General features: G+C 45.7%; 12 protein-coding genes and 1 pseudogene. 6 read left to right on the plus strand and 7 right to left on the minus strand.

The genetic code is table 11. The features are described from left to right. The first annotated feature begins 241 nt into the window (after positions 1 to 241). Positions 242 to 457: a hypothetical protein gene (locus QUB25_RS17680; protein WP_333035914.1), complete on the plus strand. Its 216-nt coding sequence runs from the start codon at positions 242 to 244 to the stop codon at positions 455 to 457. 833 nt (positions 458 to 1,290) lie between these two features. Beyond that, on the plus strand, positions 1,291 to 2,178 hold the full coding sequence (locus QUB25_RS17685) for a PEP-CTERM sorting domain-containing protein (protein WP_333184655.1): 888 nt from the start codon (positions 1,291 to 1,293) through the stop codon (positions 2,176 to 2,178). Between the two features lie 96 nt (positions 2,179 to 2,274). Here the strand turns inward: QUB25_RS17685 and QUB25_RS17690 are convergent, their stop codons facing one another. From QUB25_RS17690 to QUB25_RS17700, 3 genes are all read right to left on the minus strand, one after another. Beyond that, positions 2,275 to 4,929 carry a C39 family peptidase gene (locus QUB25_RS17690; protein WP_333184656.1) on the minus strand — a complete coding sequence of 885 codons (2,655 nt, stop codon included), beginning with the start codon at positions 4,927 to 4,929 and terminating at the stop codon, positions 2,275 to 2,277. 435 nt (positions 4,930 to 5,364) lie between these two features. Further along, complete coding sequence (locus tag QUB25_RS17695) at positions 5,365 to 5,805, minus strand: peroxiredoxin (protein WP_333062778.1); 441 nt, start codon at positions 5,803 to 5,805, stop codon at positions 5,365 to 5,367. A gap of 329 nt (positions 5,806 to 6,134) precedes the next feature. Further along, positions 6,135 to 7,640: a catalase gene (locus tag QUB25_RS17700; RefSeq protein ID WP_333184658.1), complete on the minus strand. Its 1,506-nt coding sequence runs from the start codon at positions 7,638 to 7,640 to the stop codon at positions 6,135 to 6,137. A gap of 141 nt (positions 7,641 to 7,781) precedes the next feature. On the opposite strand from QUB25_RS17700, the gene QUB25_RS17705 reads away from it, so the two are divergent. Continuing rightward, positions 7,782 to 8,048 carry a hypothetical protein gene (locus QUB25_RS17705; protein ID WP_333184661.1) on the plus strand — a complete coding sequence of 89 codons (267 nt, stop codon included), beginning with the start codon at positions 7,782 to 7,784 and terminating at the stop codon, positions 8,046 to 8,048. Positions 8,049 to 8,077: 29 nt separating this feature from the next. Here the strand turns inward: QUB25_RS17705 and QUB25_RS17710 are convergent, their stop codons facing one another. Next, entirely contained in the window at positions 8,078 to 10,954 is a 2,877-nt protein-coding gene (locus QUB25_RS17710) for a DNA methyltransferase (RefSeq protein WP_333184663.1), read from the minus strand. 93 nt (positions 10,955 to 11,047) lie between these two features. On the opposite strand from QUB25_RS17710, the gene QUB25_RS17715 reads away from it, so the two are divergent. From QUB25_RS17715 to ileS, 3 genes are all read left to right on the plus strand, one after another. Beyond that, the gene (locus tag QUB25_RS17715; protein WP_333184666.1) at positions 11,048 to 11,458 is read left to right on the plus strand and encodes an Npun_F0494 family protein; all 411 of its coding nucleotides are present in this window, start codon (positions 11,048 to 11,050) and stop codon (positions 11,456 to 11,458) included. Positions 11,459 to 11,779: 321 nt separating this feature from the next. Then, complete coding sequence (locus tag QUB25_RS17720) at positions 11,780 to 12,343, plus strand: Uma2 family endonuclease (protein WP_333184668.1); 564 nt, start codon at positions 11,780 to 11,782, stop codon at positions 12,341 to 12,343. Between the two features lie 264 nt (positions 12,344 to 12,607). Further along, positions 12,608 to 16,201, plus strand: coding sequence for an isoleucine--tRNA ligase (gene ileS, locus QUB25_RS17725; RefSeq protein WP_333184671.1), 3,594 nt, complete (start codon positions 12,608 to 12,610; stop codon positions 16,199 to 16,201). Between the two features lie 83 nt (positions 16,202 to 16,284). Here ileS and QUB25_RS17730 read toward each other — a convergent pair whose 3' ends face one another. The 3 genes and pseudogenes from QUB25_RS17730 to QUB25_RS17740 form a co-directional block, all read right to left on the minus strand. Further along, positions 16,285 to 16,554: a hypothetical protein gene (locus tag QUB25_RS17730; protein ID WP_333184673.1), complete on the minus strand. Its 270-nt coding sequence runs from the start codon at positions 16,552 to 16,554 to the stop codon at positions 16,285 to 16,287. 42 nt (positions 16,555 to 16,596) lie between these two features. Further along, positions 16,597 to 16,932 (minus strand): XisI protein, encoded by a 336-nt coding sequence (locus QUB25_RS17735; RefSeq protein ID WP_333184676.1) that lies wholly within the window; start codon positions 16,930 to 16,932, stop codon positions 16,597 to 16,599. Next, positions 16,920 to 17,147: pseudogene (locus QUB25_RS17740) on the minus strand (element excision factor XisH family protein); the annotation flags it as partial. The gene QUB25_RS17735 and the pseudogene QUB25_RS17740, both read right to left, overlap by 13 nt. Positions 17,148 to 17,235: the final 88 nt, after the last annotated feature.

The following is a 17,235-nucleotide window of genomic DNA, read 5'->3' on the forward strand; positions in this document are numbered from 1 at the left end:
CACCCAAAAAACCGAAAAATCTCTCTAAATCTTTAGATTTACGACGGAAGAGGGGGAAATTGGAATATCTAAGATTAATGTTGTGAGTGCGATCGCAGACTTAAAACGAGATCGTCACAACATTAGAGCGGTCGCTGTCACACAGTTTGCCTCAAAACATCACGTTATGTGCTGTGCCAGCGTCACTATTAATTTTCGGAGAACGAGAGATGATATAAGTATCGAATTCAGGGAACGTCTCATGTTTTCAGTTCAACTTATCCCCGGCGCTATTTCCGAAATGCTTGCTTCTGTTACGGATACAGGTTGTTTGACTCTAGCCGATCGCTACGGCTTGATGGCCGCTGTTTTGGACGACTCTCTCGACGAGGAACAGAGACATTCGATCAACCGCCTGCTGCGTTCTGTGCTCAAGGGAAGAGTCAAGATTGTCAACGAACTGTCGGCGATATATTAACAGCATTTAAAAATTTGATTGATTTATGCAGCGCATAAGAGTGCAGAAACCATCGGCCGAGTTAGAATGAACCCACGATGCCTGCAGCGGATGTAGGGCCGGAAGTTGATTGGGTGTTCTCAAAACTTGCGATCGTTCTTGCCGTATGATTTTTGTTGATTCTCTAATTATCCTTTTGTGCGGCACTTACAGAAAAAGTGGTGATTCACAGTTTTGACGCTCAATTGAGAGCCTCTTGGGTGGAACGCTGATGGTAAAATTAGTAAAATTGTTGTGCGCGATCGGCATTTGAGGAGTTTGAGGAGTTTGAGGAATGAAGTCATCCCAACCAACGTAATTATAATTATTGAACAGGGCTGGGGATGAAAGACTATTTATTAAAATTATTAATCAAACAATCGAATTATTAATAAAATCCGGCCTCGGCATCCATAACCTCACGCCCCCAATTGTCAAAATTAATTGGTAATTAATAAAAAATCAATTAAGTGGCTCGGCATGAAAAAACAATAAGATATTGTAGAGGCGGGTACCGCCTAGATCAGAACTAGCAGGCAGTTTATTGCTGTTCTCAACCGCCCCAACCCGGTAGTCGGTTTATTTGCACCTACAGGACTTATGCAGCCCCACTATAATACTGTGCCTGCCTAAGCCTTGTATTTAGCTACGGGCATGAGTTGGTTGTTTTAACCAATCTAGTTGATAGGATGTAGCCCGACCAAATTTTTAGCAAAACTTTAAGAAATTCGGTCAGAAGGTATGATTTACTAAAAATTAAAAACAGTCGAGCGAGCAGACTTGACAATTTAACAATGATTCCTAGGGAGCATTTTATGAAATCCATTGCTAAAAACAGCATCCACTGGACTTACTCAGTGGCTATTTTCTGTGCCCTTTTCGCACTACAGCAACAAAAAGCTACAGCAGCAACGCTATCTAACGGCTGGAATTATGCGATCGATTCCTTCAACGACGGCGTGACAGGGGCACAAATCGGCGGCGGGGAATTTGAATTTTACGGCATCGCCATCAAAGAAACATCAGATACAGCTTTCATCGCCATCAACTCTAATCTAAGTTTAGCAGGATATGCCGACCCACTAGCTCAAAGAGGCAACATCAACTACGGCGATTTATTCTTCAATTTTTCCGGGCAAAACTTCAATACAGCTAACGCAAACGGCAGCTTGTTTGGTATCCGCTTTGCCGAAGGAAATGACTCAAGCGTAGCCACGACTGGCATTTACAGTAACGTTACTGCTAAAAACGTCACCCAAATTAACTCTGGATTTACCGATTTAAACCAATTCACTACGGTAGTGGCATCTCAAGGCGGAACCCCATCAATGGGCGATTTAGCTGCCACAGATCCCTATTTTCAACAAACAGGAAACTATACTATTCTCAACTCAATAGGTACGGGTACAAAAGTAGGAGAAATCAATTTTTTAACGCCAGCAACTTTGAACGCTCTCGGTCTTGATTTTGCTCAGTTTAATGCAGTAGGTTCTCAAACAATTGGATTCAGTTTCAATAAATCCTCAATGCCTTCGGGTAACTATATTGCTAACTTTTTTGCCGAGTGCGCTAATGATGCGATCGCTATTCAAGGATCGTTTGAGGCTGTACCCGAACCTTCTACTTGGTTTGGTACTTTTCTAGGATTGAGCTTTTTAGGTATTGGCGCTGCAAAACGCAAAAGTAAGCGCAAGATTTCCTAAGTTAGGTAGGGTGTGCATTCATTACCTTACGAATAGCTGTTATGCACACCTTACTAATAGGCGTAGTGCCTCAAAAATTGCAAACCGTAGAGTAGATTATGGATAGATAAAATGCGCCCAAACATTCCCATCTGGCCCAGCAACTTGATTGACGTAACTGTAGGGATACATCAACTTTCTCCCCTCAGTATCGCTGTAACCAGTGAGTGCATTTCCCCAAGGATCTTGCACGATATAACCCTGAGAATTGTAGCCAATTACAGTAAGAATGTGACCTGCCGCAGTAAAATCTCCGGCTAAAACTACTGGCCGCCGATTCAGCAATTCCGATCGCACTTCTGCCCACGTGCGAGTCGTACTAAAACTCGTCTTAAACCCGTAAGCTTGAATCAGCGCCGAAAGCACACTGTGATCCGTTTGAGAACCCTGGCCGGCATAATCGAAACACCACTGCAACAACTCATCCTCCAACTGTCCGCCCCACTCAGAACGAAGGCCATAATAATAAAGCACCATGGCGATCGAAGTTACGTTGCAAGTAGACCAGTCAAAACGCGGATTGTCCCGCTGCGAAAAATAGGGCACGTTCAATTCCACATTGTTCGGAACCGGATCGAAAATTTTATCTCCCCGCTTGAACTGAACAAAACTAGGAAAAACATAACCTGTATTGCCAAAATTAGGCAGTTCTTCAGTCAGGGAAACTTTCAGGTGAGATCCTTCCGCACCGTAGCTGTTCACGCCGTAAACTCGACCTAAAGGCAGCGTAGTTTTCTCGCTACTGCTCAGGCTAGCAGAATCTACCGGCCGTTTTTTAAAGACAGTTGCTTGCAGGATTGTCATGGTCAAAGCATCGGGGTCAAAGGGAACTTCTTTGCCGTCTTTTTTAATTTTAACGTCCTGCCAATAAATAAATCCGATATTGCCGAAACCGGGAATAGATTCGGCAAGAGTTACTCGGAAATGCCCCAAAATGCAGGCATAACCAGTGATGGCATAGGTAGTGCCTAAAAGTAGGTCAGCCATTTGATCAGCCGGCAGTTTCGATGAATCTTCGGGCTTAGCTTTAATCTGAGTTGTTTGAGTTACCAAAAGTTGAGCGCTGACGTTGCTATTCGGTACGTCGGCCAGGTTAAATTTTAGGATTTGAGTACCTTTGGCTAACTGAACGTCGGGTTCATAAAAATAGCCAAAAGTGCCGACAGGCCAAATTGCTGAATCCAGAACCACCTTGAGATGCCCGTCAATAAATCCGTATTTGCTAACGGCCAACGTCTGGCCTGCTTTAACAAAAACTTTTTGCTGATTGTTGAGCCGGGAAGAATCAAGGGGAGCTACCTTAAACAAAGTGTCAGAAACTATCTTTAAGGTCAAACCTTGTCCGACAGTTAGCGGATCGGAAGTTACGGTAATGTAAATTATTTGGCTGCCAGTAACGTTGCCTTTGCTGTCAGTTGCCCGCAACCTAAGCCACCGAGCTCCCGCTACGCTAAATCCTTTAGACAAATTAACTTGCCAAGTGCTGGCTTCTTGGTTTAGAGTGACGGTTAGGGGAAATTTATCCTCAGCTATCACGTCAATTTTTGCTGCTTGTTGCCGGTCAAAAGTACCCCGAAGGACGATCGGCTGATTGACTAAAACTTCTGACGGCCCTTGATAAGTTAAATTCACAGCCGGATTAAAAGATTTGCCACCGCGGCTGAATTGCACAAAATCGGGATAAATGAAACCCGTATTGCCAAATTGCGGCAAATTCTCGGTCAGCGAGACTTTAATGTGGCTTTGTTCGATCGAGAATCCGGCAATTCCGTAAATCATTCCCGCCGGCAAGGTAATTTTTTCTTGGGGTGGCAGGCTAGCGGCATTTATCGGCCGCTTTTTAAACACAGTCGTTTTGATGATTGTCATCGTAACTGCATTTCTATCATACTCAATTCCCCTGCCGTCTCGCAAAATTTGGACGTGCTGCCAGTACAGAAATCCCGAAGTTCCTAGGTTAGGAACTGCCCGAGCAAAAGCGACTCGGAAATGGTTTTCCACGCAAGCGTAGCCAAGAAGATTGAAAGTTTCTCCCAGGTTAAATTGTAATTTCTGAGTTGATCCTAAAGTTCCAGAATCTACGGGGGTGAACTTTAACCATGTCTTTTTTATCACCCACAGTAACTGCATTCCAGGCGGCGGAACCGGCAACTCAGCGCGATCGAATATGAGAATTTTTGCGCCTTTGGTGATGAGTACGTGTTTTTCGTAGAAAAAGCCGGACTTTCCTACCGGATTAATTGGATTATTTAGTTGAACATTCAGATGTCCGTCTTCTAACTCGTAGTCAGTAACTTGATAAATTTTCCCTGCTGGTATGTCCGCTTTTTGCAGATCGTTGAGATTGCTCGCGGGCAGTGTTCCGGCTTTAAATTTGGTATCTGTGAGAGTAATTAACGTGAAAAATTGAGCGGGTGACTGAGAAGCAGGATTAACTTTGATGTTAATTGTTTGTTGACCGATAACTTTGCCGGTCTTATCAGTTGCCCTCACCTGCACTGTGCGAGTTCCAGCGCTATCGAATCCTTTTTCTAAACTGATGTTCCAAATGCCTCTAGAGAGATTTATCCCCACATTCAGGACATTTGAGCCTTCTGCTGCTGAAATCGCTGTCACTAGATTTTTGCCAAAAGTGCCAACTAAGACTGCGGCTCTATTGACCTCAATTTCTCGCGGGCCTAAGTAACTTAAAATAATGTTGCTGTTTGTCATTATATATCCCCCTACCTACTTAGTTATTCAGCTAAAGCAAGGATAACTTCTGATTTTATTAAACACAATGACCTGAACTAGGACAAAATCGCCCCTAGATTCACCCTACGGGCGGTTAATGCCTTTTCCAGCATAAGTTTTTAATTATTGGCGGGAGTGGTGCCACAAATCTAACTTTAGGCGTACAATGAGCACCTTAACCGAATATATGCCTGGTTGAGAGGATTTGTGGTGCAAGTTTTGAGGGAAGGAATTTAGTTCGAGTAAGTTGCTTCCCCCTGTACCTTTGACCCCTCACTTCCTGAGTCAGGACTTACGAAAAAAAACCCGGTTCCTAGGACAATATTGCCTATAGCAACGAAGCATCTAGGAAGAAACCGGGTTTTTAGCCGTTTGGTGCGTGTAGGAGTGTTAGTGCGATCGGCTAAACTTCGACTAAACTATGGTGACAAGAATATCTTGAGCGTGAGTGTCAACTTTCATGGTTTCGCCCTCATAAACTTGAATGATTTTGCCAGTACCGTCGATGACGAAAGTAACGCGCTTGGCATAATCGCCTTTCTCGACATCGTAAGCTTTGGTAATCGTGCCATCAACATCTGCTAATAGCTGAAAAGGTAAACCGTATTTCTCTGTGAACTTTTGGTGCGACTCTTCGTTGTCTCGGCTGACACCGAGAACTACAAGATCTTTGCCCTTGTATTCTTCATAAGCTGCTTTAAAGCTTTGGGCTTGTCTTGTGCAACCGGGGGTGTCATCTTTCGGGTAGAAATACAAGATTACGGTTTTACCTGCGAATTGGGACAGGGAGACTGTGTTGCCATTAGTGTCTTTGGCGGTAAATTGAGGGGCAGCGCACCCAACTGGTAAAGTCATAGTTTTGTTTCCCTTGTTTGGTTTTTCTTGCAGTTCCTCAACTTATTTTAGTTGGTTCTGTCGCTTTGCAAGAGACCTTTGTAAAAAATCACGAGCGCCCCCAACTCCATGACGTTAAGCTTTACTGCATTTAGCTTGCACCTAAGACGCGGGCTAAGAGTGCCTATTACACGCATAGTTTCAATAGACATCTGCTTAAAAGCAGATGTCTATTAAATGTTCTCAGATTCTAAGCTATTACGCATCTAAATTGAATAGAAAGAGGGGCTTTCTTAACCATCCGACAATCCGATCGGACAAACTGACTGTCAAATTAGATGCGTAGCAGCTTACACACCAACCGGTTGACCAGCAGCGGGCATCATAGACGGATCGATCGCAATTCCTAAACCTTCTGCAACTTGGCGGCCGTAATTCGGATCGGCGCGGAAAAAATGGCACAATTGGCGCATCTGAATCTCCGATTTTGCTGCACTCAAACTTTCCACAATGTTAGCGACAAGCCGCTGCTGTGCGTCGGGTTTCATCAAGCGGTAGAGGTCTCCTGCTTGGGTGTAATCGTCATTTCCCTTATGGTGATCGTAGCGATCGACTTTGACATTTCCTAAGTCCCAAGCTGGGTCAGCATAAACACAGTTTTGCTTCGGCGCATCCTCGTGGCTGTTGGGTTCGTAGTTGGGCCCGCTACCACCGTTGTTACCCGGTGCCATTGCGCCATCCCGTTGATAGTGCATCACGGGACACTTGGGTTGATTGACGGGCAATTGCTGATAGTTTGCACCGAGACGGTAGCGCTGAGCATCTGGATAAGACATGATGCGAGATTGCAGCACTTTGTCTGGAGAGAAGCTAATACCTGGAACGACATTAGAAGGAGAAAATGCCGCCTGTTCTACCTCAGCAAAAAAGTTTTGTGGATTGCGATTGAGTTCAAGAATTCCCACGTCAATTAACGGAAACTCTGAGTGCTTCCACACTTTTGTCAAGTCAAAAGGGTTTTCGCGATACTCTGCGGCTTGGGCCTCGGTCATTACTTGAATGCAAAACCGCCATTTGGGATAATTACCTTGGTCGATCGCCTCAAACAAGTCGCGAGTCGCATGATCGGGGTCTTTGCCTTTGATCTGCGTCGCTTCTTCGGCGGTGAAATTTTCAATACCTTGCACGGTTTTGAAGTGGAATTTGCACCAAACCCGTTCTCCTCGAGCATTGATGAGGCTGAACGTATGGCTGCCAAAACCGTCCATGTGGCGGTGGTTTTTCGGCGTACCGCGATCGGAAAACAGAATAGTTATTTGATGCAAAGCTTCTGGACTCAGCGACCAGAAATCCCACTTCGCGTCAGCATCTTTGAGATGCGTTTGGGGATGGCGCTTTTGCGTGTGGATCAAATCAGGGAATTTGAGGGGATCGCGGATGAAGAAAACAGGGGTGTTATTGCCTACTAAATCCCAGTTGCCTTCTTCGGTGTAGAACTTCATCGAAAAACCTCTGGGGTCACGTTCGGCATCCGCTGAACCTTGTTCGCCGCCTACTGTAGAGAAACGGAGGAGAACCTGAGTTTCTTTGCCAACTTCTGAGAATAGCTGAGCTTTGGTGTAGCGAGTAATGTCATGGGTGACGGTGAAGGTGCCAAATGCAGCGACTCCTTTTGCATGGACAACGCGCTCAGGAATGCGTTCCCGGTTGAAGTGAGCCAGTTTTTCCATCAGGTGAAAATCCTGCATGAGGATAGGCCCGCGTTCACCTGCTGTCAAGGAATTCTGGTTATCTGCAACCGGAATTCCGCTAGCGGTTGTCAATGTTTTGTCTTCGGTCATAGTGGGTAAATCCATTGCTGCATCCTAAGTATTCTATACCTTTCTGGGACCCAGGTGTTTCTGCGGAGGTTATTCTCAGATTGGCGATTTTGTGTTAAATTATTAGTGTGTTTTCAAAATTTGCTCATTCAAATAAACTTAATTAACCAATAAAATATGATTGATTTCTACACAGTCATTCTCAAAAAAAGTGCTAAATATTGGGTTTCTTTGTGTTTAGAAAATGGCTTGGTGGGACAAGACCCTACTCCCGAACAATCTATCGATAAACTTAAACAAGCTATTGAGTCATTTTCCGAAGTATATGAATCAGAGTCTGATGTTTATCTCTGCCCTCTTTCTATTAATGAATTACACGAATTTCTGACTTTAGAAGATGCAGAAGCCTCAGACACTTATGAACTTAGGAAAGTTTATGCCTAAAAACCTTCCATCTTTAAAAGCACTCCTTATTACTCCGGCATTCTCACGCAATCGTCTGTAATGAATTCACTGGCATTTTTTACAACAGGTGGCAAACCCGGAGCAACAATGGGTAAGCTCTTAGTTTCTCGATCGGCTACCTCAAAATTTAATTCTAATAGAAATTTCAACGGATCTTCTTTAGCTTTCATCCCGTAAGCTTCTCGCACAGCGGCATCGAGTTCTGCTTGAGCCTTGCGGAGAGGATTGTCTCCCGGTAAATCCAGGGTGCGATAGAGTTCTCGCAAACTCCACTGGTTTTCTATCATCACTTTGCGTCGCAACTGCCGCAACTTCACGGCGGCGGCTGCGACTTTTTTAGCCTGTGCTAATGTTGGGGATTGAGGGAAAGCGAAGGAATCAAAAACAGTATCAGAAGTGTAGCGAAATCGTGCTGTCAGAGTTGAACAACGAGCAGTAAACCATGCCCAGTGAGTATCAGATTGAAGAATTCCAAATGAGTAATCATCACTTAAAGTAAATACTTGCAGAGCATCATTAGGATGAATATTACTACTAATAAACTCAAAGATTGGACGTTTAGTTACTCTCGCACAAGCCATGTATCGAGGCATTTGAGAAATTTTCTCCATCATTTCAGAACGATCTCTCCAGAATTTCCACCAATGACAGAAATGGGATTGACGCGGCCCCGTGTCTTTATCAGTTTCTTGCTTCTCTTTTTCAGCGTTGGCTTGTATTGCTGGGAAAACGTATCGTTGAATATGTTTAAAAGCCTTACCGTGCTTCATCACAGAGAAAGTATCTTGACAATGATTCAGATCTATTACATATCGAGAGGGAAGGCTCTGAGGATGACCGAGAAGATCGGTTTTTTGTTGTGGCTGACCCCCAATTAAGTAAGGGTGTATTACAGATTGAGTCAAAGGATCTCTTGACATTGCTCTAGCTTGCTCTTGAGTTAACAAAAAGCCTTCATGTCCATGTGTTTGCCCTTGATAGCAAGCTTCTGAATTAGCATTAATTAATAACTTTTTAGCTTGAGTTACATCAATTTTTGTAGACAAAGCGGAATTGATTGTATCCAGTTCGGCAATTTCCCAAGGGCTATCTTTATCATCTCCAACCTGAGTAAATAGTTTCTTTTTGCCCGGTTGTTCGCCTTTAATCCAATTGGCAATAGAAACATGAACAACGGCATCGCCAGACCAAACTTGAGTAGAAACCGCTTCGGTAATCGTGCCACCATTGCCCACAATGTAATCTAAACCGCCTTCACGGGAGTAGTTTTGTCGGATGGTATTTGTGCCTACAAGTCCGGCGCGTCCATTGGGTTTCAGTTCGTCATGGGCGCGGCGAAACCAATAGACACAGAAATCTGCCCGTCCAGGTACTCCGGGATATTTTGCCCGGACTCGACGCACATAAACGGCTCCATATTCCTGCTGCATTTTGTTTTTCGACTGGTACGGCGGATTGCCAATAATTGCGTCTGCCTTTGTCCAGTCGCAAAATAGAGCATCATCAAAGCGGATATTGCGATCGAGATTATCCAAAGGTAATGCCCGATCTAGTTCCAGTGGCAGGTTCATTTGTACGACATTGAGCAACTGGTTTTCTTCATCTAAGGCTAACTTTTTGGCAAGCATCAGCGTCACTTTTGCCAATTCCACAGCAAAGGGTTTGATATCAATGCCGTAAAACTGGCTTGTCTTCACCAGCGACATCGTACCAATGGCATTAGCAGCACGAGAGAAATTATCATGAATCTTGGTTAGCAATTGTGCCTCTAACCGCTTCAATTCCCGATAAGCAACATAGAGAAAATTACCACTCCCGCAGGCTGGATCGAGAACTTTGAAATCGAGCAATTCCAGCCGCAGTGCCAACAAATCTTTCAGCGTCTTGGCAGCTTCAATCCGTTCTCGCCACGGGCGTATAATCGTAGGCAAAACCACTTTTTGAATGTCGGCTTCGCTGGTATAATGAGCACCCAAGGCATGACGTTCCTCTTTGCCCATACTGGACTCAAACAATGCACCAAAAATCGCAGGTTCTACCTTAGACCACCGTTCCTTTGCTGCCTCCAATAGCAGATCGATTTCGCTGCGAGTCAGGGCGATGGGTTCCACAACTGAAAAGATACCGCCATTAAAATATGATACATCCCGATAACGGCTGTCTTTAGGTGCGGGGCGATCGCTCCCCATTTGCCGAAACAATCCCCCAATCAAGTCGTAGGAACTGACTCGATTCATCTGGCAATCACCTAAAAACTCGGTGAATAAACCGCGCGGCAACAAATCGATATCTTCAGCAAATAATGCTACTACACACTGAAGGATAAATCTTTGAGCCGTTTCTACTTTTTCGCCACGCTCTACTAACCGATTGAAAACTAGAGCAACTTTGTCAGCAGCCGTTCTTGTGACATCAATTTGGTTGTTATTGAATAAAGGCTGGCGATTTTCGGGAAAAAGAAAGTTAAAGGCTGTTAAGCGATGGGGTAACTCTTGCAGATTTACGCGGTCTACAGGTTCGCGCAGTTGTAAATCGAAGTCATAAATCCAAAATTCATCAAAGTTGCAAAGAACCACATATTTAGGACGTTGGGGCACTAGCTCCAGCCAATATTCAAAGGCTTGCTGATAGTGTTTTTCCAGTTTTTCGCCCCGTTTTTTCATCTCCAGCAACAACCGGGGCCGCCACAGCAAATCAGCAAATTTCGTAGTTTTGCCTTTCGCCTTTACCCGAAATTCTAGTTCGGCTCCCGCTTCCTTGTAGCCCGCATGACCGAAGGCTTGAAACAGGCGATCGCAGAATACCTGAGCTTCCCCTTTCTCGTCTCCCTTCAAAGTACGAACGTATTCAACAAACTTGTTGATATTATTTAGTGTATCGGTCATAATAAGTCCCTACCTGTTAGGACACGCCAATGCCGTGTCCCTACCTATATCTGTAACAATTAAAAATATAATACCTATTCAGAGGTTCTCTCAATGACTTTTATCCCATCCGAAGCGTTTAAATCTATTAGTTATCCCGGCCGCACCGTCAAAAGAGCCGATCGCGCCGTCCGCTGTTCCCCTTTTCAATTACACTTCTTCCAGACCATCCGCGATAACAGCGTTTTCCTAACTGCGATCGCCTCAAATTCCGGTGTCGAAAGCGGCTACACCCGATCGCCCGTATCCGAACTCGTAGCCGAAAACTCGCTACTTTGGCTGATCCAAGTCGGCGTGTTGCGGCGGGAAGTAGACGGACAAGGGATTACCGACAGTTTTCGCCTCACGCCCCTGGGCCGCCAACTCGTGGAAAAATGGGAACAGGAGGGACAGGGAGTGCCGGCCGCGTCATTGTGCGATCGTATGGGAAATGCCGTCAGCCGCGGGTTGGGAGTATTTCTATGAAGGGTTTTCACTTGCCCTAGTTCGACAGTCCGACAGGGAATGAATTCCCTGTCTCATAGCAAAAGTCGGTTAAAACCGACTGCAAGTCTAAATTCAACTTGATGTTGAGTTTCGCATTTCACGTTAATCAACCTCCTCAGTCCTCTTGCAGAGGACTTCCGCTATTAGACAGGGATTTCAATCCCTGTCGGACTCGCCGTCAAACGAGTTAGACCCCTTAAAGCGGTCAAGCGAAGGACGGGGTTTTAGACCCATTTTCTTGATAAATTAAATGCGCGATCGCTTAACTAATACAAATTAAATTTAAATCGACTAAAAACAATGGTTCAAACCGCTTCTAAACCTTTGAGTCTCGATGAATTTCTCCAACTGTCGGAGACCAAACCCGCTAGCGAATTCATCGACGGTCAAATTATCCAGAAACCTATACCCCAAGGAAAACACAGCACAATTCAAAGCGATTTGGGTGCTGACATCAACCGGGTACTCAAACCCCAACGCATCGCCCGCGCTCATCCAGAATTGCGCTGTACCTTTGGCGGTCGATCGACAGTACCCGATCTTGCAGTCTTTACCTGGGAACGCATTCCCCGCGACGAAAACGGCGAAGTAGCCAACACTTTCGCCATCGCCCCCGACTGGAAAATCGAAATTCTTTCCCCCGACCAAAGTCAAACTAAAGTCGTCCGCAACATTCTCCACAGTCTCGCCCACGGAACCCAGATGGGCTGGCTGATTGACCCGGAAGAAGAACTGGTATTTGTCTATTTTGCCGATCGCACCATAGCAGTTTTTGAAGAACCGGGCGATCGCATCCCCGTTCCAACCTTTGCCGAATCCTTTAATCTCACCGTCGGTGAAATGTTCAGTTGGCTGACTGAGTAGCGCCACCTCGGTTTATGAATGATTTAACCGCAGAGGGCGCAGAGGGCGCGGAGGAGGGAGAAGAGAGATCACCCTACGGATTTGCTTCGATCAAATGTGCGGTCGATCGCTTATACTAAAATATCTGGTTGTCAGCTCTTCAATGACGAGAGATGACTAAAGTTGTCACTACAAACTTAATTATGATTATTTAACCGGACTTGATATCATCTTTCAAATAACCGCTAACTACTAACAACTAACTACATAAAACGTTTCTCAAAAATGGAAGCTAAATCTTACAAAGACACGGTAAATCTGCCCAAAACCAAGTTTGATATGCGCGCCAACGCCGTCAAACGGGAACCAGAATTGCAACAATTTTGGGACGATCAAGAAATCTACGATCGCCTTTCGGAAAATAACCCAGGCGATTTGTTCATCCTGCACGACGGGCCCCCCTACGCCAACGGACAACTCCACATCGGCCACGCCCTCAACAAAATCCTTAAAGACTTTATCAACCGCTACCAAATGCTGCGCGGCAAAAAAGTCCGCTACGTGCCCGGTTGGGATTGTCACGGATTGCCGATCGAACTTAAAGTATTGCAAAACATGAAATCGGACGATCGGCTAAATCTTACCCCGATCGAACTCCGCCACAAAGCCGCCACCTTCGCGCAGCAAACAATGGAACAGCAGCGCGAATCCTTCCAGCGCTACGGCGTTTGGGGCGACTGGAAACACCCGTATTTAACCATGAAACCCGAATACGAAGCCGCTCAAATCGGCGTTTTCGGTCAAATGGTGCTCAAAGGCTACATCTACCGCGGCTTCAAACCTGTTCACTGGAGTCCGAGCTCGAAAACAGCCCTCGCCGAAGCGGAATTGGAATATCCCGAAGGCCACACGTCGCGCAGCATCTACGTCGGCTTCCATGTGAAAAAATTGTCAAAATCCCTGCAAACGAAGCTCAAGCGCTATATGCCGAGCCTCTGGGCGGCGATTTGGACGACTACCCCTTGGACAATTCCGGCAAACTTGGCGATCGCAGTCAATCCCGAATTGACTTATGCCGTGGTGGAACCGCCGGCAAATTCCCACATCGCACAACAATTTATGTTAGTAGCTGTCGATGCGGTCGATCGGCTGTCGGCAACTTTTAACACTCAATTAAAAATACTTGCCACCTTCAAAGGCAAAGAATTAGAAGGTTGCAGCTACAAACACCCGCTGTTCGATCGCGAAAGTCCAATTGTTGCCGGCGGCGACTACATTACCGCTGACTCTGGGACGGGATTGGTGCACACCGCACCGGGGCACGGACAAGAAGACTTTATAGTAGGAAAACGCTGCGGTTTGCCAGTATTAACGCCCGTAGACGAAAACGGAAATTTCACCGCAGAAGCCGGACAGTTTGCAGGTTTAAATGTCCTCGGAAACGGCAATGCCGCAGTCATTGATGCCCTTGCCGAAGCAAATTGTTTGATTAAAGAGGAAAGTTACGCTCACTCTTATCCTTACGATTGGCGCACGAAAAAGCCGACTATTTTTCGGGCGACAGAACAGTGGTTTGCCTCCGTTGAAGGGTTCCGAGATGAAGCCTTAAAAGCGATCGCCGATGTGAATTGGATTCCCGCCCAAGGGGAAAATCGGATTACTGCAATGGTGGGCGATCGATCTGATTGGTGTATTTCTCGCCAGCGGACTTGGGGCGTTCCCATTCCCGTATTCTACGACGAAGAAACCAACGAACCGCTGTTAAATGAAGACACGATCGCCCACGTGCAAGCCCTTTTTGCCGAGAAGGGTTCCGATGCTTGGTGGGAATTGTCGATCGATGAATTGCTGCCGGAATCTTACCGCAATAACGGCCGCACTTACCGCAAGGGAACCGACACGATGGATGTGTGGTTTGACTCGGGTTCTTCCTGGGCCGCAGTTGCCCAAGGTCGATCGGAATTAAACTATCCTGCTGATATCTATTTGGAAGGTTCAGACCAACACCGCGGCTGGTTTCAATCGAGTTTGCTGACCAGTGTAGCAACAAACGGCGTCGCTCCTTACAAAACAGTTTTGACTCACGGTTTTGTGCTGGATGAAAAAGGCCGCAAGATGAGCAAATCTGAAGGCAATGTCGTCGATCCGGCAGCCGTAATTAAGGAATATGGAGCCGATGTTTTGCGGTTGTGGGTGTCTTCGGTAGACTACTCTGCAGACGTGCCTTTGGGCAAAAACATTCTCAAACAGCAGTCGGATGTTTACCGCAAAATTCGCAATACAGCTAAGTTTTTGCTGGGCAATTTGCACGACTTTGACCCCGCAAAAGATGCCGTTGCTTACGAGGAATTGCCGGAACTCGATCGCTATATGCTGCACAGAATGGGCGAAGTTTTTGCGGAAGTCCAAGATGCTTTTGAAAGCTTCCAATTTTCCCGATTTTTCCAAACTGTGCAGAATTTATGCACGGTGGATTTGTCGAATTTTTACTTGGATATTGCCAAAGACAGACTTTACATCAGCGCGACAGATACCCGTCGCCGCCGCAGTTGTCAGACGGTGATTGCAATTGCTGTGGAGAATTTAGCAAGGGCGATCGCACCTGTTTTGTGTCACATGGCTGAGGATATTTGGCAGTACCTTCCCTATCCGACTCCCTACAAGTCCGTGTTTGAAGCCGGCTGGGTGCAAATGGATGCTTCATGGCACAATCCAGAATTGGCTACTCGCTGGCAGTATTTGCGACAAGTGCGCGGCGAAGTTAACAAGGTTTTGGAAAAAGCCCGGATGGAAAAGGCGATCGGTTCTTCTTTGGAAGCTAAGGTTTTGTTGTACGTTCCCGATGTTGAGAAAAGAGAGCAATTGCAAGCTTTGAATCCCAGCAGCGAAGAATTGGTAGATTATGTGCGATCGCAAAATTCAGTCATCGAGTTAGCAGCAGAGGAGAAGGCAAAAGCAGCACAAGATCGACAGGAAGAACAAGCGGCAAAAGTTGCTAAAGTCTTGACAGAAAACACAATTCATGTTGAAGCGGAAACGATCGCACAAAAGAGCGATCGATCTTCTCAGATCGTACAGTATTCTGCCCCGGAACTGCCGGCTTCAGATTCTGGGCCAATCTTAGATCGAGCCGCCGAGTTTGTGGCTAATTTGCCTGAATACGCGGGCAAGTTTTTCACAGAATACCAAAAAGCGCTGGTAACACTTGGGCTGTTAGCCTCTGTGTTGATAACGGGCAGAGTAACGCTGGCGATTTTGGATACGATTAATCAGATTCCGGTGTTGGGAGGCTTATTGGAAGTCATCGGCATCTTATTTACAATCTGGTTTGCTTTCCGTCACTTGCTGTTTGCCGCCAACCGTCAACAACTGGGTCAAAAGATTGATTTTATGACAGCAGATGTGGTGGGCCGGACAAGCGGGCTTGTGCTTGCAGAAACAAAGGCGATCGTACTCGCACCGCCACTAGAGACAGCGCTTGTGCTTGTAGAAGAAACACAGGCGATCGTACAAACAGCCCCAGCAGAAACGGCGCTTGTAGAAACACCCCAAATCCCGGAACCAGAATTAGTTGCGATCGAACCCAAACCAGAAATTCCTGCGGAAATAGCTGTAACGCACGATTCTACAATGACCGGGAACGGTGTAGACGAACTGCGCTATTTGTTCATTACTTCGGAAGTGGAACTGGTAGAATCGAATGCAATCATGCAAGAATTGCCCTACAGTTATCAGTCTCCTGAGTTGGCGATTGGTGTAGTTAAAGCAGACGGGGAAAAGTGCGATCGCTGCTGGAATTACTCGACTCACGTCAGCGAGTCGATCGAACATCCGCTAATTTGCGAACGCTGCGTGTCAGCAGTAGACGGCAAATTCTAACGTAGGCTGCGCTTCGGGAAAAATTCTTGAGTTTGTGGTAGCCACATTCAGCCCGAAGCGCACCTTACAATAACTTCATTTGCTTATTTCTGATTAAAAAAACGGCAGACGATTTCACCAGGGTTTTTTTGTCCAAACGCCAAAACAGTTCCATCTTTCTTAACTGTAGTGCGATCGCGGCAATTGTAGACTTCCAGAGGCTGTTTTACTCCATCAACACTAAGAATTACCCTGTATTCCCAATAATTTTTCGCACTGCGTTTGATATCGACAATGCAAATCTCGCTTCCTTGATAATTGCGGCATACAGATGCCTCAGCAGGAAGCGCCCAGAAAAAAGATATCAATAACAACAAGCAGCAAACACATTTCCTCATCCGCGATCGCATTTTCCTTTACGCTACCCCGAACCCAGTATGCGGACGCTTGTAAGGTGGATGCAACCCCAACACAATATCATCCTCAGACACTCCCATATCGACAAATTCCCGTGCAATATCCACTTCTGTCATATTGCGCTGAATCCAAATTTTGCCATCCTTTATATCCAAATGAATGAAACAGTTGTATATCCGCTTTAGCCCCTCCCAGCCAACATCTAGTAACTGATAGTGGTCGTGTTCCCCATCAAAAACAAGCTGGCATTCAACGTCTGAATTAGGCTTTTCTCTCCTTGCTTGTTGAGTTAGCAATTTGCGGATACACTGGCGGTAATGCTCTACTCTTTCCATTCCACAATTACCTCCTTTTGCGGATCGTAAACGACGAGTTTAAGTTGATCAACATTGACCGCTTCTTGTATAAATGGCTCTTGAAAAAACGAGTCAAAAGTATCAAAGGGTACTGCTAGATACAGTGTTCTGTCCGGTTCTTTGATTTGTAAGGCAAGCCGATAATTCAAAAATTGACCCAAGGCGAGATGAAAGTCAGTAATTGCAGAGTTGTTGAGAAAGCTTTTATAGTCATTTCAAATAAGTATGAGACACTCTTTCTGCACAATAAGCACGAATAACTTCATCAAGAGATGTGCCAGG

Source organism: Microcoleus sp. B3-D7 (genome assembly GCF_036705305.1).
Taxonomy (GTDB): domain Bacteria; phylum Cyanobacteriota; class Cyanobacteriia; order Cyanobacteriales; family Microcoleaceae; genus Microcoleus.